A 13,077-nucleotide genomic window follows, 5' to 3' on the forward strand; every position below is an offset into this window, starting at 1 on the left:
CGAGAAAGCCCGCATGACGACGATCATTGCGCCCCGTGTCCACGATATCGGCGGCCTGCAGGTGCGCCGCGCCGTGCCTACGCTGCAGGCGCGCAGCGTCGGTCCGTTCGTGTTCGTGGACCAGATGGGTCCGGCGGTGCTTGCGCCGGGGACCGGCATCGATGTGCGTCCGCATCCGCACATTGGTTTGGCGACCGTGACATTCCTGTGGTCCGGTGCGATCGGTCACCGCGACACGCTGGGGTCGGACCAGGTGATCCGCCCCGGTGACGTCAACTGGATGACCGCCGGGCGCGGCATCGCGCATTCCGAACGTACCCCGCCGCCCGAGCGTGAGCACGACCACCCCATCCACGGCATGCAGACCTGGGTGGCGCTGCCGAAGAGCTTCGAGGAAACCGATCCCGGGTTCTTCCACCACGCGGCGGCCACCCTGCCCCAGCAGCGCCGCGACGGTGCCTGGCTGCGGGTGATCGCCGGGCGTGCGTATGGCGAAGAATCGCCGGTGAAGGTGTTCGCGGACACGTTGAATGTGGCGATCGATCTGGATCCGGGTGCGGAAATCGACCTGGATACCGGCCATGTCGAGCGCGCCCTGTACATCCTCGAAGGCGACGCGCAGCTGGATGGCGTGGATCTGCCCGCGCAGCATCTGGTGATTCCGGAACTCAATGCGCGCGGTCGGCTGCGCGCCAAGACGCCGGTCAAGGCGATGCTGCTGGGGGGCGAACCGCTGGATGGGCCGCGCCACCTGTGGTGGAACTTCGTGTCCAGCTCCACCGAGCGCATCGAGCAGGCCAAGCACGACTGGGACGCCGGGCGCTTCGGCACGATTCCCGGCGACGACAAGGAATTCATTCCGCTGCCTACGCCGTGAGTCGGCACCGTTCGTCGGCGTCTTGACGCCACATTCACCCCGATGAACCGCGATTCAGCTACGTTCTGCCTGCCCGTCCCGGGCATCAGGTGGAGAACGAACGATGAGCATGGGCAAACGTCTGGCCGCGGAGTTTCTCGGCACGTTCTGGTTGGTTCTGGGGGGCTGCGGCAGCGCGGTGCTGGCGGCCAAGTTCGGCGGTGATGGCAACCCGCTTGGCATCGGTTTCGTGGGCGTGGCGCTGGCCTTCGGGCTGACCGTGCTCACCGGTGCGTATGCCTTCGGCCACGTTTCCGGTGCGCACTTCAATCCCGCCGTCAGCCTGGGGCTGTGGGCCGGCGGTCGTTTCCCCGCGCGCGACCTGCTGCCCTATATCGTGGCCCAGGTGCTGGGCGGCATCCTGGCCGGTTTCATCCTGCTGCAGATCGCCTCGGGTGCCCCGGGCTTCGCCATCGACGGCAGCCAGGCCGGTGCATTCGCCAGCAATGGCTACGGCACCCTGTCCCCGGGTGGCTACAGCGTGGCCGCAGCGTTCCTGTGCGAAGTGGTCCTCACCGCGTTCTTCCTGGTGGTCATCATGGGTTCGACCCACGGCAACGCCCCGGCCGGGTTCGCGCCGATCGCCATCGGGCTGGCGCTCACCCTGATCCACCTGATCAGCATTCCGGTGACCAATACCTCGGTGAACCCGGCGCGCTCCACGGCGGTGGCAGTGTTTGCCGGCAGCGGCGCACTCAGCCAGCTGTGGCTGTTCTGGCTGGCCCCGCTCCTGGGCGGCCTGATTGGCGGCATTGCCTACAAGTGGATCGGCACCGAGCCGCGCTGAGCCTCGGCGGCCGGGACCGCTCGGCTCCCGGCCGTCCGATTCAAGGCGTGGTGGCCCACGGAGGGGACCATCTGAAACAGTTATTTGTAGATCCAGTCACATTCCGTTAAGGTCCGAATCACCACGCCGTCACCTGGCAGGCGAGGTACTCCGGGACGCGCATGGGGAAATGCGCACGGACGGCCTGGGTTGTCTACGGCCCCCGGAACCCCTCTGCCAGCACGACGCGCGGCCACTTCGACCGTTGGGGGAAGCCATGAACGTCCTGCGCGCTGCCGTGTGCCTGAGCCTGTTGTTGTCCGCTGCGGCCGTTTCGGCCCAGTCCTCGAATGTGTGTCCGTCCCTGCCCGCCGACAGCGGCCTGCAATGGCAGGAGCAGGCGCAGGCCGACTTCGTGCTGTGCAAGGCCAGCACCGGCGATGGCCGCGAAGTGCTCAGCCTGATGCTGACCGCACGCGACCCGAACCTGCCGCTGAGCCGTCCGCTGCGCCAGGAAAAGGGCCTGTTCGCCGGTGAATCGCTGTACTGGTACCAGCCCGACCTGGGCGGCCAGCAGCCGCCGGGCTACGAAACGCGCCGCATCACCGTGGTGAAGTTCGACAAGAACCGCTACGCGCAGATCGCGCTGTATGCCGGTGATGCCAAGGAGCTGGGTGCGCTGCAGTCACTGACCCAAGGTATGAACCTTACGCCTGCCGCGGTCGCCGCAGGGCGCTGAGATGGCCGGGGCTACCCGTGCTTCTGTCGCGCCATGGGGTTGCCGGCCAGCGGCCGGCACTACCCGGGGTGTTGCGGCGTGATGGGCTCGCCGGCCAACGGCCGGCAGGGCCGGTCAGAAGCGGCCTTCCTGGAAATCCACGAAGGCCTGCATCAGCTCCTGGCGGGTATTCATCACGAACGGCCCGTGGCGCATCACCGGCTCGCGCAGCGGTCGTCCCGCCACCAGGATCAGGCGCGCGCCCTCGGCGCCGGCCTGCAGTTGCAGCAGTTGGCCGCCGCCCAGCACCGCCAGTTCCTGGCGCGCCACCGGACGGGCATCCTCGCCCTGCCCCACCGTCAAGCCGCCTTCGAACACGTAGGCGAACGCGTTGTGCCCTTCCGGCAAGGTGTATTCCCAGCGCGCGTTCGCGGCCAGGGTGATGTCCAGGTACACCGGGTCGGTGGCCGGCTGCACGATCGGACCGCTCACCTCGCCCACCTGGCCGGCAATCACCTTCACCTGCACGCCGTCGCCGGGCGCGGTGACGGGAATGCGCTCGGGCGCGAATTCCTGGTACTTCGGGTCGGTCATCTTGTCGCGCGCCGGCAGGTTCACCCACAGCTGGAAGCCGCGCATCTGGCCCGATTCCTGCTCCGGCATCTCCGAATGCACCAGTCCACGGCCGGCGGTCATCCACTGCACGCTGCCCGGGGTGAGCAGGCCTTCGTTGCCGTGGTTGTCCTTGTGCCGCATGCGCCCGTCGAGCATGTAGGTGACGGTTTCGAAGCCGCGGTGCGGATGGCTGGGGAAGCCGGCGATGTAGTCCTCGGCACGGTCGGTGCCGAATTCATCCAGCAGCAGGAACGGGTCCAGGTCGGGCAGCGAGGGGCCGCCGATCACCCGGGTCAGGCGCACGCCGGCGCCATCGGAGGTGGCCATGCCACGGATCGTGCGCTGTACGCGCACCGGGGTGGGGCTGCTCATCTCGACTCCAGCAAAAGGAAACCAGCCAACAAGATGGGCGCTTGGGTGGCAGCCGCCAATCGCCACGCCCGCAACCGATTGTTCCAACGGTGGCGTTCGCGTGCCTTGCAGGCGCGCGCGTGTGCCGGGCCGCTGTCCGCATCCCAACGCGCGCCACGTTGCGCCCTACGACCAAAGTACTAGCGGCAAGCACCTGCGTTTGCATTGACCCCATCGGTGCCAAGGCAGACTCTTACGACGATCTCCAGGGAGACGCAATCTCATGAAAGGTTTTTCCAAGCTGGGCTGGGCCGCGCTAGCGCTGCTCGGCGCGTTCTGTCTGGGCGTGGTCGCACTGCGCCGGGGCGAACACATCAACGCGTTGTGGATCGTGGTCGCCGCGGTGTCGATCTACCTGATCGCCTACCGCTTCTACAGCCTGTTCATCGCCGACAAGGTGATGCAGCTCGACCCGACCCGGGCCACCCCGGCGGTGCTCAACAACGACGGCCTGGACTACGTGCCCACCAACAAGCACGTGCTGTTCGGCCACCACTTCGCCGCCATCGCCGGCGCGGGGCCGCTGGTGGGCCCGGTGCTGGCCGCGCAGATGGGCTACCTGCCCGGCCTGCTGTGGCTGGTGGTCGGCGTGGTCCTGGCCGGTGCGGTGCAGGACTTCATGGTGCTGTTCATCTCCAGCCGCCGCAACGGTCGCTCGCTGGGTGACCTGGTGCGCGAGGAGATGGGCCAGGTGCCCGGCACCATCGCGCTGTTCGGCGCGTTCCTGATCATGATCATCATCCTGGCGGTGCTGGCGATGGTGGTGGTCAAGGCGCTGGCCGAAAGCCCGTGGGGCATGTTCACGGTGATCGCGACGATGCCCATCGCGATCCTGATGGGCGTGTACATGCGCTACATCCGCCCCGGCAAGATCGGGGAGATTTCGGTGGTCGGCCTGTTCCTGCTGCTGGCGGCCATCTGGTACGGCGGCAAGGTGGCCGCCGATCCCGTCTGGGGCCCGGCCTTCACCTTCACCGGCATCGAAATCACCTGGATGCTGATCGGCTACGGTTTCGTCGCCTCGGTGCTGCCGGTGTGGCTGCTGTTGGCACCGCGCGACTACCTGTCCACGTTCCTCAAGATCGGCACCATCGTGGCGCTGGCGATCGGCATCCTGATCGTCATGCCGGAACTGAAGATGCCGGCGCTGACCCAGTTCGCGGCCAGCGGTGACGGCCCGGTCTGGAAGGGCGGCATGTTCCCGTTCCTGTTCATCACCATTGCCTGCGGCGCGGTGTCCGGTTTCCATGCGCTGATCGCCTCGGGCACCACGCCCAAGCTGTTGGCCAATGAGCGCCACATGCGCTACATCGGCTACGGCGGCATGCTGATGGAATCGTTCGTGGCGGTGATGGCCCTGGTGGCGGCGTCGATCATCGACCCGGGCGTGTACTTCGCGATGAACAGCCCGGCGGCGGTGATCGGTGCCGATGCCGCCTCGGCCGCGCACTTCATCAGTACCACCTGGGGCTTTGCGATTACCCCCGAACAGCTGGAAGCCACCGCGCTGGCCATCGGCGAGCCGACCATCCTGCACCGTGCCGGTGGCGCGCCCACGCTGGCGGTGGGCATCGCGCAGATCCTGCACCAGGCCATTCCCAGTGGCAGCAACGCGATGATGGCGTTCTGGTACCACTTCGCGATCCTGTTCGAAGCGCTGTTCATCCTGACTGCGGTGGATGCCGGTACCCGTGCCGGTCGCTTCATGCTGCAGGACCTGTTGGGCAACTTCATCCCGGCACTGAAGAAGACCGAATCGTGGACGGCCAACATCATCGCCACGGCCGGTTGCGTGGCGCTGTGGGGCTACCTGCTGTACACCGGCGTGAAGGATCCCTTCGGCGGCATCCAGACCCTGTGGCCGCTGTTCGGCATCTCCAACCAGATGCTGGCCGGCATTGCGCTGATGCTGGGCACGGTGGTGCTGTTCAAGATGAAGCGCGAGCGCTTTGCCTGGGTGACCGGCGTGCCGGCGGTGTGGCTGCTGATCTGCACCACGTATGCGGGCCTGATCAAGATCTTCGACAAGAACCCGGCCCAGGGCTTCCTGGCGCAGGCGCACAAGTTCCAGGACGCGATCGCCACCGGCACCATCACCGCGCCGGCCAAGAGTCTGGACCAGATGCACCAGATCGTGGTCAACGCCTACGTCAACACCAGCCTGACCGTGTTGTTCCTGTTCGTGGTGTTCTCGATCCTGTTCTATGCGATCAAGACCATCGTGCAGGCGCGCCGCAATCCGCAGCGCACGGACAAGGAAACCCCGTACGTGGCGCTGCAGCCGCACCAGATGGCGGACCTGTGATGAGTACGGAACTGGTTCCGGTTGGGCAGTACCAGGCGCACCGCCGGTTGTGGCGGCGCCTGGTGCAGACCGCACGCCTGTGCTGCGGCATTCCCGACTACGACAACTACGTACGCCACGTGCTCGACAACCATCCCGACCGCGTGCCGATGGACTACAAGACCTTCTTCCGCGAGCGCCAGGAGGCGCGCTACGGCGGCAGGAACGGGGGCCGCTGCTGCTGAGCGGCGACATCGGTGGAGTACCGGAACGGCGGCGCGAAAGCGCCGCCGTTTTTTCATGGCGGAAGCCGGTTGTCGGCGGGTTACCGTGAAGCTCACCTGGTTCGGCTGGTTCCCGTCAACCGCACCTGGTTCGGCCGGCGTCCGTGAACCGCACCCGGTAGTGCCGGCCGCTGGCCGGCTCCTCATGAACCCACGGTTTCGCCTGGAGCCGGCCAGCGGCCGGCACTACCTTTGCGTCGATGTTGCGAGAAGCCGGCCAGCGGCCGGCACTACCTTTGCGTCGATGTTGCGAGGAACCGGCCAGCGGCCGGCGCTACCTTTGCGTCGATGTTGCGAGGAGCCGGCCAGCGGCCGGCACTACCGGGTGCGTGGGGATTGCGAGCCGGTCAGCGACCGGAATTACCCGACGCGTTATTCGGTCAGGGTTACCGGAGTCAGCGTGACCTTGGCGTTGTTGGCCGCGCCCATGCGGTCGGTGTAGGCCTGCCCGCGCTGCAGCTGGTAGAAGCTGTCCAGGTAGTCGGTGTCGTTGGCGAACCAGGTGGTGGGCATCGCCTTGAGAATGGCGCCGGCGATGTCGGCGATCACCGCGTACTCCGGTGCGAACGCACCCAGTGCCGCCTTGACGCCATCGGTCAATGCCACCAGCAGGTCCTGGTAGTTGGTGTCGCCGTCATCTTCGAACAGCTGTACGTTGGTCGCGTCGAAGCGGTAGTTGCCCCAGATCACCAGCGGTTGACCAGGCGTGTAGTCGGTGTTGTCGTGGTCAAGGTACGGCAGGGTCAGCGTGGCCATCTCGGGTTCGGCCGCGCCGATCTGCAGGCCCGACACCACCGCGAACACTTCCGCACCGCCCAACGCCCACGGCTCCTGGTCGTCGGCCAGGCGGATGCGGTCCAGGCGGGTCAGGTCGAGCGAGGCGCTGCCGTTGGCGGCCAGCCGGATGCGCTCCGGCGATTGCAGGCCACGCGCCTGAAGCCCCGCGTTGACCAGTGCCATGCCCTCTTCCACCGCCGTGCGCGTATCCACGTCGACGATCAACACCGGGAAGGCCGGCGCGGTGCGCGCGTCCAGCGTGTGGCGACGCCCCTGCAGGTCGTAGGCCGTCAGCGTGGTCCAGTGGCGGTCATCGCCGCGGGGCAACACCGCCACCCACAGCTGCGCGGCGGGCACATCGGTCAGCCGGGCACCGGCGGGCACGTAGGCGCGAAGCTGCAGCAGCTCCGCGCCGGCAGCGGGCAGCCCTTTGCGCTGACGCAGCTGGCGATCCTGCGCGGCCAGCGTGCGTGTGGCCTGGGTGCGCGCCTGCGGGTCGAAGCGGGCCATCACCCGGGCCAGCGGCACACCATCGGGACGCGCGGCGAGTGCGCCGGTCACCGCCGTGGCGAAGCCCGGCTGGGCGATCAGCGCGGCCACGTCACGGGCGCTGGCATCGGTAATGGCCTGCACATCGGCGCGCTCGATGCGCGCGGTCTGGGCAACGGCGGTGGCGCTGGCCAACAACAGCAGCGCGGTGACACAGCATCGGAACAATCCCTGCGGTTTCATGCAACGTCCTGACTGGACGCCGATTGCCATCGGCGGAGATTCCCACCCGTGATGCCCCCTGCCACGGGGTGGCGCATGAGGCCGCACGTTACGGGGCAATCGCCGCTGCGTCTGATACCCGCTCCACACTCTGGACGTCGAAGGGTAGTGCCGGCCGCTGGCCGGCGCCAGGCATTCCAAATTCCCCGGTAGTGCCGGCCGCTGGCCGGCACCAGGTGACACCATGGATTCATGAGGAGCCGGCCAGCGGCCGGCACTACCGGGTCAGGCCCCGGCCATCCATTTCAGGATCAGGCCGGTGACGTAGGCCAGGCCGGTGCCGGTGGCGTAGCCCACCGTGCCCAGCAGCACGCCCACCGGGGCCAGCGAGGGATGAAACGCGGCAGCCACCACCGGTGCCGACGCGGCGGCGCCGATATTGCCCTGCGAGCCGATCGCAAAGAAGAACAGCGGCGCGCGCAGCAGCTTGGCCGCAATCCACAGCACCAGGATGTGGGTGAGCATCCAGATCGCGCCCAGCGCGAACAGCCACGGGCGGTCCAGCAGCGACAACAGGTCCATCTGCATGCCGATGCAGGCGATCAGGAAGTACAGGAACAGCGTGCCCAGCCGCGATGCACCGGCCGATTCCAGCCGCCGCGCGCGGGTGAAGCTCAGGCCCAGGCCCAGGGCGGTGGACAAAAGCACCACCCACACGAACGCGCTGTCCAGGCTGAACTGGCTGGCCCAGCTGACGTTGGCCTTGAACCACCCGCTCAACGGTGCGGCGATGGCATGTGCCAGGCCCACTCCGCCCAGCGCCACACCCACGATCACCATCAGGTCGGTGAGGCTGGGAATGCGGGCGTTCTGCGCCTCATAGGCGGAAATGCGCGCCTTCATTTCATCGATGGCCCGGGTGTCGGCACCGTTGTGCGTGTCGATCTGCTGGGCGCGGTTGGCCAGGAACAGCAGCACCGCCATCCACAGGCTGGCACAGGCCACGTCGACCACGGCGAACTGGCCAAAGGTGGTGGCATCGGTGCCGAACACTTCGCGCATCGCCACCATGTTGGCGCCGCCGCCGATCCAGCTGCCGGCCAGTGCGGCCATGCCCTTCCAGGTATCGCCCGCGACGGTTGCCGGGTGGATCCAGGACATGGCCTGGAACGACACGATCGCGCCCAGGATGATGCCCAGCGTGCCGGCGCAGAACATCACCAGCAGCTTCGGGCCCAGCTTGAGAATGCCCTTGAGGTCGATCGACAGGGTCAGCAGCACCAGCGCGGCCGGCAGCAGCACGTCACGCGCCACCGGGTTGTAGAGCGAGGTGTTGTGGCCGTCGATGAGGCCGACGGTGTTGTAGATGGCCGGGATGAAGTAGCACAGCAGCAACGCCGGCACCCAGGCGAAGATCTTTTTCAGCTGCGGGGTCGGGCCACTGGCTGCCCAGAAAATCACGGCGAGCGTGGCGGCAATCAGGCCAAGCCCGACGATATCGTTGGTGATCAGCGCAGTACTGGTTTCGGTCGGCATCTTGCCATCCTCTGTCGATCGAAGAAAAAAAAGCGCCACATAAAGCGGCGCCCTTCCAGAGGTTAACATCATCTTCACGCTGCGCCACCCTGCAGTGCAGCGTTCGCCAGATCGATTACGTCAGCGCCTCGCCTGCTGCCTGCGGCAGCGACGCCCCCAGATCCAGAATCACCCGGGTGCCGCGTGGCGCACAGGGCTCCAGCTGCAGCGCCCAACCCAGGTGGTCGCAGAGTTTGGCGATCAGCTCCAGCCCGATCCCACTCTGCTCGTTGCGATCGCCACGCGCCAGGCGTGCATGCACCGCGGCGATTTCCTCGGGGCTCATGCCATGGCCGGGATCCTGCAGCGTCACCACAGCCCGGTCGGACACGTGCACATGGATGGTGCCGCGCCCGCTGTTTTCGATGGCGTTGCGCAGCAGGTTGCCGATGGCCGCCTGCACCACCGCCGGTGGCGCGATGATGTCGATGCGGGCCAGGCCATCCACGGCGATGCGCAGGTCCTTGTCGCCCATCAGGTGGCGGTGGTCTTCGATGATGGCCGGTACCAGCTGGTCCAATGCAATGCGCTCGCCGAGCGCGACCAGCCGCGCCGGTTCGCGGGCCAGCACCAGCAGCAGCTGGATCAACTGTTCCACGCCCTGTGCGGTGCGATGCACGCGCTGCATCTGCTGGCGCGCGCGTTCGGGCAGGCCCGGTTGCTCCAGCGCCAGTTCGGCCGCACCAGTGATCACCGCGATCGGCGTGCGCAGCTCGTGGCTGGCGGTGCTGACAAACACGCGCTCGCGCTCGACGAACTGTTCATTGCGGGCCAGGTAGTCGTTGACCGCGTCGGCAATGACGTACAGCTCCGAACTGCCGCGCGGGTCCACCTGCACGCGCTGTCCCGGCACGCCGGGCTTGAGCCCGTCGATGCGCTGGGCGAGCGACCGCAGCGGGCGTACCAACCGGCCCACGCCGAAGGAGGCCATCAGCACGGTCACGATGATCATCACCACGCCTGCCAGCATCACCCAGCGCGTCGCGAACTCTTCCAGCTCGTGGAAGTCGTTGATGTCCAGCACCAGCGCCAGCCGCCCCAGCGTGGCGGTATCACGGACCATCACCGCGCTGGACCGACCATTGATCACCACCCCGTCGTGCAGGCCCGGGTGCAGCGTGCGCAGTATCGGGGGCACGCGCTCGCTGCCATCCACGGTGAACAGTCGCAGTGTGTCCGAGTCCTGCCAGCGGTAGTGCGGCTCGTGTTCGATGTGGTTGACGATGCTGTCCAGCTCGGAATTGAGCAGCGCGCGCCAGGCCGAATGCTCGGCATGTTCGTGCACGTAGTTGCCCACGCTGAACACCGCCAGCGAGATCAGACCCAGGTAGCCCAGCAGCCACCACACCAGGCGCCGATGCAGCGGAGCGGGTTTACGAGGTTTCATCGGCACTGTCCGCGGCGCTCACACCCAGCCGGTATCCCACCCGCGGCAGGGTGTGGATCAGCTTCTGCTGGAACGGGCCGTCCACGCTGCGGCGCAGTTCGTACACGTGCGACCGCAACAGGTCGCCGTCCGGTGGTTCATCGCCCCACAGCGCGAATTCCAGCTGCTGGCGGGTTACCGCGCCGGGGCTGGCGCGCATCAGCACTTCCAGCAGCTTGCGGCAGGCCGGGTACAAGTGCAGCGCCTTGCCATCGCGATGCGCCTCCAGCGTGGCCAGGTCCAGCTTGAGATCAGCCACCTCCAGCAGTTTGCGCGGGTTGCGCCCGTGCGCACGCACCATCAGCGCCTCCAGCCGTACTTCCAGCTCGGGCAGCGCGAAGGGCTTGGTCAGATAGTCGTCGGCACCGGCGCGGAAACCGGCGATCTTGTCGGGCAGCTCGTCACGCGCGGTAAGCATGATCACCGGCACCTCCGAGCCGTGGTCGGCGCGCAGCCGGCGCAGCACCTCCGGGCCTTCCATGCGCGGCAGCATCCAGTCCAGGATCAAGGCGTCGTAGGCATGGCTGGCGGCCAGGTGCAGGCCGGTGACGCCGTCGGGGGCCACGTCCAGAACGTGACCGCGCGACTCGAAATAGTCGAACAGGTTGGCGACCAGCTGGCGGTTGTCTTCAATGACCAGGAGCCGCATGGCAGACTCTCGTGAACGGATCGGCGCATGGTAGCCGCATCCATGTCGGAATCCGGTCGCAATGGCCCGGTTTCGACGCTTTTCCTACGCTGTCGGGGAGACAGTACTGGTTTTGCCCAAGGATCCGGACGTGCCTGAAGCCCGCTTGTCCCGCCAGCATTGGCATCTGCTCGCCTGCGTGGCCATCGTGCTGGCGCTGCTGGCCGGGATCGGCATGCGCCAGCCCTCGCCGCCGGATGAGCCGCGCTTCGTACTGGCCGCCCGCGCCATGGTGGACAGTGGCCAGTGGCTGCTGCCGCACCGCGGCGGCGACCTGTACGCCGAAAAACCCCCGGTGTTCATGTGGATGCAGGCCGCCAGCCACCAGCTGCTGGGCAACTGGAACCTGGCGTTCCTGCTGCCGTCGCTGCTGGCGGCGCTGCTGACACTGTGGCTGTGCTGGGACCTGGGGCGTCGCCTGTGGAACCGGCGGGTTGCCTGGTGGGCCATGCTGGCGCTGGCCAGCTGCCTGCAGTTCGGGTTGATGGCCAAGCGCGCGCAGATCGACATGGTGCTGGTGGGGCTGACCACGCTGGCCATGTGGGGCCTGCTGCGGCACCTGCTGGAGGCGCCCAACCGGCGCGCGGTGCTGGTGGCCGGGTTCGCCGCCGGCCTGGGAACGGTGACCAAGGGGGTAGGCTTCCTGCCCCTGCTGGTGCTGGTGCCCTGGGCGCTGTGGCGGTGGCGGGTGCGGGGCGACGACGGCCACGCGGGCCGGGGGCGCGCCTTGTGGCTGCTGGTGCCCGGGTTCCTGCTCGGCACGGCGGTGTGGCTGGTGCCGCTGGGCCTTGCCCTCCTGCACTCTGCCGACCCCAGCCTGCACGCCTACGCGCGCGAACTGCTGTTCAAACAGACCGGCACGCGCTACGCCAATGCATGGCACCACGTGAAGCCGGCCTGGTATTACCTGCAGGTGATGGCCACGCTGTGGCTGCCCGGCAGCCTGCTGCTGCCGGCGCTGCTACCGGCGTGGTGGCGGCGGCTGAAGCGCCTGGATGGCCGCTACTGGCTGCTGCTGGGGTGGGCGTTGCTGGTGCTGGTGTTCTTCAGCGCCAGCCCGGGCAAGCGCGAGGTCTACATTTTCCCGATGCTGCCGCTGCTGTGCGTGGCCGCTGCGCCGGTGTTGCCCGGGCTGCTGCGCCGCACCGGCCCGCGCTGGCTGCTGCTGGCCTATGTGGGCGTGCTCGCCGCTGCCGCGCTGTACGTCAGCGTGCAATTGCTCGGCGGAAGCCCGTGGGCGCATGCCCAGCTGGGCCGGCGTGGCATGCCCGACAGCCTGCTGCCACTGCTGGGGGGCTGGGTGCTCGGGTTCGGCGTGCTGCTGGCGGCCGCAGTGGTGTGGCTGCGCCAGCGACGCGTCGGCGCGCTGGTGGTGGTGTGCGCCTGCTTGCTCTGGAACCTGTACGGCTGGGGCCTGATGCCGGCGCTGGACCCCTACAGTTCGGCCTCGGCACTGATGCAGCGGGTTGGCCAGCGGATCGGGCCGGACGCGCAGCTGGGCCTGGTGGCGTGGCGCGAGCAGAACCTGCTGCAGGCCGATCGCACGGTGACCGAGTTCGGCTTCAAGCGCCCGTGGGACGAACAGTGGCAGCAGGCCGGTCCATGGCTGCAGCAGGCGCCGGAGACACGCTGGCTGCTGGTGCTGGACCAGGCCATGAGCCCCTGCGTGGACGCTGCACAGGTGGTGGACATCGGCAGCAGCAACCGCAATCGCTGGCAGCTGGTACCGGGCCGCGCATGGCGTGCCGGGTGCGACGCCCACCTGGCGCGCGATGCGGCATCGGACGACGAGCAGGACTGAACCGGCGGCATCGGGGGATGGGGCTTAACCTGCGGCCAACACCGCTCCGACCGCTCTCCGACACACCGCTGACGACCATGGCCGCGGATCACCCCGCCCGGCGCC

The 13,077-nt window shown here is 67.8% G+C and carries 11 protein-coding genes; 6 read left to right on the top strand and 5 right to left on the bottom strand.

Annotated features, from left to right (window positions below; translation table 11 throughout):
- Positions 1-13 precede the first annotated feature (13 nt).
- The 3 genes from GQ674_RS13820 to GQ674_RS21640 all read left to right on the top strand — a co-directional run bounded on the left by GQ674_RS13820 (position 14) and on the right by GQ674_RS21640 (position 2,421).
- Positions 14-877 carry a pirin family protein gene (locus GQ674_RS13820; RefSeq protein ID WP_159497536.1) on the top strand — a complete coding sequence of 288 codons (864 nt, stop codon included), beginning with the start codon at positions 14-16 and terminating at the stop codon, positions 875-877.
- A 103-nt stretch (positions 878-980) separates the two neighbouring features.
- Positions 981-1,703, top strand: a complete 723-nt coding sequence (gene aqpZ / locus GQ674_RS13825) for an aquaporin Z (protein WP_159497537.1) — start codon at positions 981-983, stop codon at positions 1,701-1,703.
- A gap of 265 nt (positions 1,704-1,968) precedes the next feature.
- Complete coding sequence (locus GQ674_RS21640; RefSeq protein ID WP_181393923.1) at positions 1,969-2,421, top strand: hypothetical protein; 453 nt, start codon at positions 1,969-1,971, stop codon at positions 2,419-2,421.
- A 114-nt stretch (positions 2,422-2,535) separates the two neighbouring features.
- Here GQ674_RS21640 and GQ674_RS13835 read toward each other — a convergent pair whose 3' ends face one another.
- Entirely contained in the window at positions 2,536-3,387 is an 852-nt protein-coding gene (locus GQ674_RS13835; protein ID WP_159497538.1) for a pirin family protein, read from the bottom strand.
- Between the two features lie 262 nt (positions 3,388-3,649).
- On the opposite strand from GQ674_RS13835, the gene GQ674_RS13840 reads away from it, so the two are divergent.
- The gene (locus GQ674_RS13840) at positions 3,650-5,731 is read left to right on the top strand and encodes a carbon starvation CstA family protein (protein WP_038686970.1); all 2,082 of its coding nucleotides are present in this window, start codon (positions 3,650-3,652) and stop codon (positions 5,729-5,731) included.
- Complete coding sequence (locus GQ674_RS13845; protein ID WP_038686969.1) at positions 5,731-5,955, top strand: CstA-like transporter-associated (seleno)protein; 225 nt, start codon at positions 5,731-5,733, stop codon at positions 5,953-5,955. The genes GQ674_RS13840 and GQ674_RS13845 overlap by 1 nt, the downstream gene beginning before the upstream one ends.
- A 411-nt stretch (positions 5,956-6,366) precedes the next feature.
- Here the strand turns inward: GQ674_RS13845 and GQ674_RS13850 are convergent, their stop codons facing one another.
- The 4 genes from GQ674_RS13850 to GQ674_RS13865 form a co-directional block, all read right to left on the bottom strand.
- Entirely contained in the window at positions 6,367-7,503 is a 1,137-nt protein-coding gene (locus GQ674_RS13850; protein ID WP_159497539.1) for a DUF3103 family protein, read from the bottom strand.
- 264 nt (positions 7,504-7,767) lie between these two features.
- Positions 7,768-9,018, bottom strand: coding sequence for a DUF819 family protein (locus GQ674_RS13855; protein ID WP_159497540.1), 1,251 nt, complete (start codon positions 9,016-9,018; stop codon positions 7,768-7,770).
- A gap of 115 nt (positions 9,019-9,133) precedes the next feature.
- On the bottom strand, positions 9,134-10,444 hold the full coding sequence (locus GQ674_RS13860; protein ID WP_159497541.1) for a HAMP domain-containing sensor histidine kinase: 1,311 nt from the start codon (positions 10,442-10,444) through the stop codon (positions 9,134-9,136).
- Positions 10,431-11,132, bottom strand: a complete 702-nt coding sequence (locus tag GQ674_RS13865) for a response regulator transcription factor (protein WP_159497542.1) — start codon at positions 11,130-11,132, stop codon at positions 10,431-10,433. Before GQ674_RS13865 ends, GQ674_RS13860 begins: the two co-directional genes overlap by 14 nt.
- A gap of 214 nt (positions 11,133-11,346) precedes the next feature.
- Between GQ674_RS13865 and GQ674_RS13870 the strand changes: the two genes are divergently transcribed.
- Complete coding sequence (locus tag GQ674_RS13870; protein WP_236546310.1) at positions 11,347-12,972, top strand: glycosyltransferase family 39 protein; 1,626 nt, start codon at positions 11,347-11,349, stop codon at positions 12,970-12,972.
- Positions 12,973-13,077: the final 105 nt, after the last annotated feature.

Source organism: Stenotrophomonas sp. 364, from assembly GCF_009832905.1.
Taxonomy (GTDB): domain Bacteria; phylum Pseudomonadota; class Gammaproteobacteria; order Xanthomonadales; family Xanthomonadaceae; genus Stenotrophomonas; species Stenotrophomonas maltophilia_AP.

Excerpts from the sequence above, each read along its gene's own strand:
- GQ674_RS13820 (WP_159497536.1), top strand. The coding sequence starts at position 14 with ATGACGACGATCATTGCGCCCCGTGTCCACGATATCGGCGGCCTGCAG.
- aqpZ (WP_159497537.1), top strand. The coding sequence starts at position 981 with ATGAGCATGGGCAAACGTCTGGCCGCGGAGTTTCTCGGCACGTTCTGG.
- GQ674_RS13835 (WP_159497538.1), bottom strand. The coding sequence starts at position 3,387 with ATGAGCAGCCCCACCCCGGTGCGCGTACAGCGCACGATCCGTGGCATG.
- GQ674_RS13840 (WP_038686970.1), top strand. The coding sequence starts at position 3,650 with ATGAAAGGTTTTTCCAAGCTGGGCTGGGCCGCGCTAGCGCTGCTCGGC.
- GQ674_RS13845 (WP_038686969.1), top strand. The coding sequence starts at position 5,731 with ATGAGTACGGAACTGGTTCCGGTTGGGCAGTACCAGGCGCACCGCCGG.
- GQ674_RS13850 (WP_159497539.1), bottom strand. The coding sequence starts at position 7,503 with ATGAAACCGCAGGGATTGTTCCGATGCTGTGTCACCGCGCTGCTGTTG.
- GQ674_RS13855 (WP_159497540.1), bottom strand. The coding sequence starts at position 9,018 with ATGCCGACCGAAACCAGTACTGCGCTGATCACCAACGATATCGTCGGG.
- GQ674_RS13860 (WP_159497541.1), bottom strand. The coding sequence starts at position 10,444 with ATGAAACCTCGTAAACCCGCTCCGCTGCATCGGCGCCTGGTGTGGTGG.
- GQ674_RS13865 (WP_159497542.1), bottom strand. The coding sequence starts at position 11,132 with ATGCGGCTCCTGGTCATTGAAGACAACCGCCAGCTGGTCGCCAACCTG.
- GQ674_RS13870 (WP_236546310.1), top strand. The coding sequence starts at position 11,347 with ATGCGCCAGCCCTCGCCGCCGGATGAGCCGCGCTTCGTACTGGCCGCC.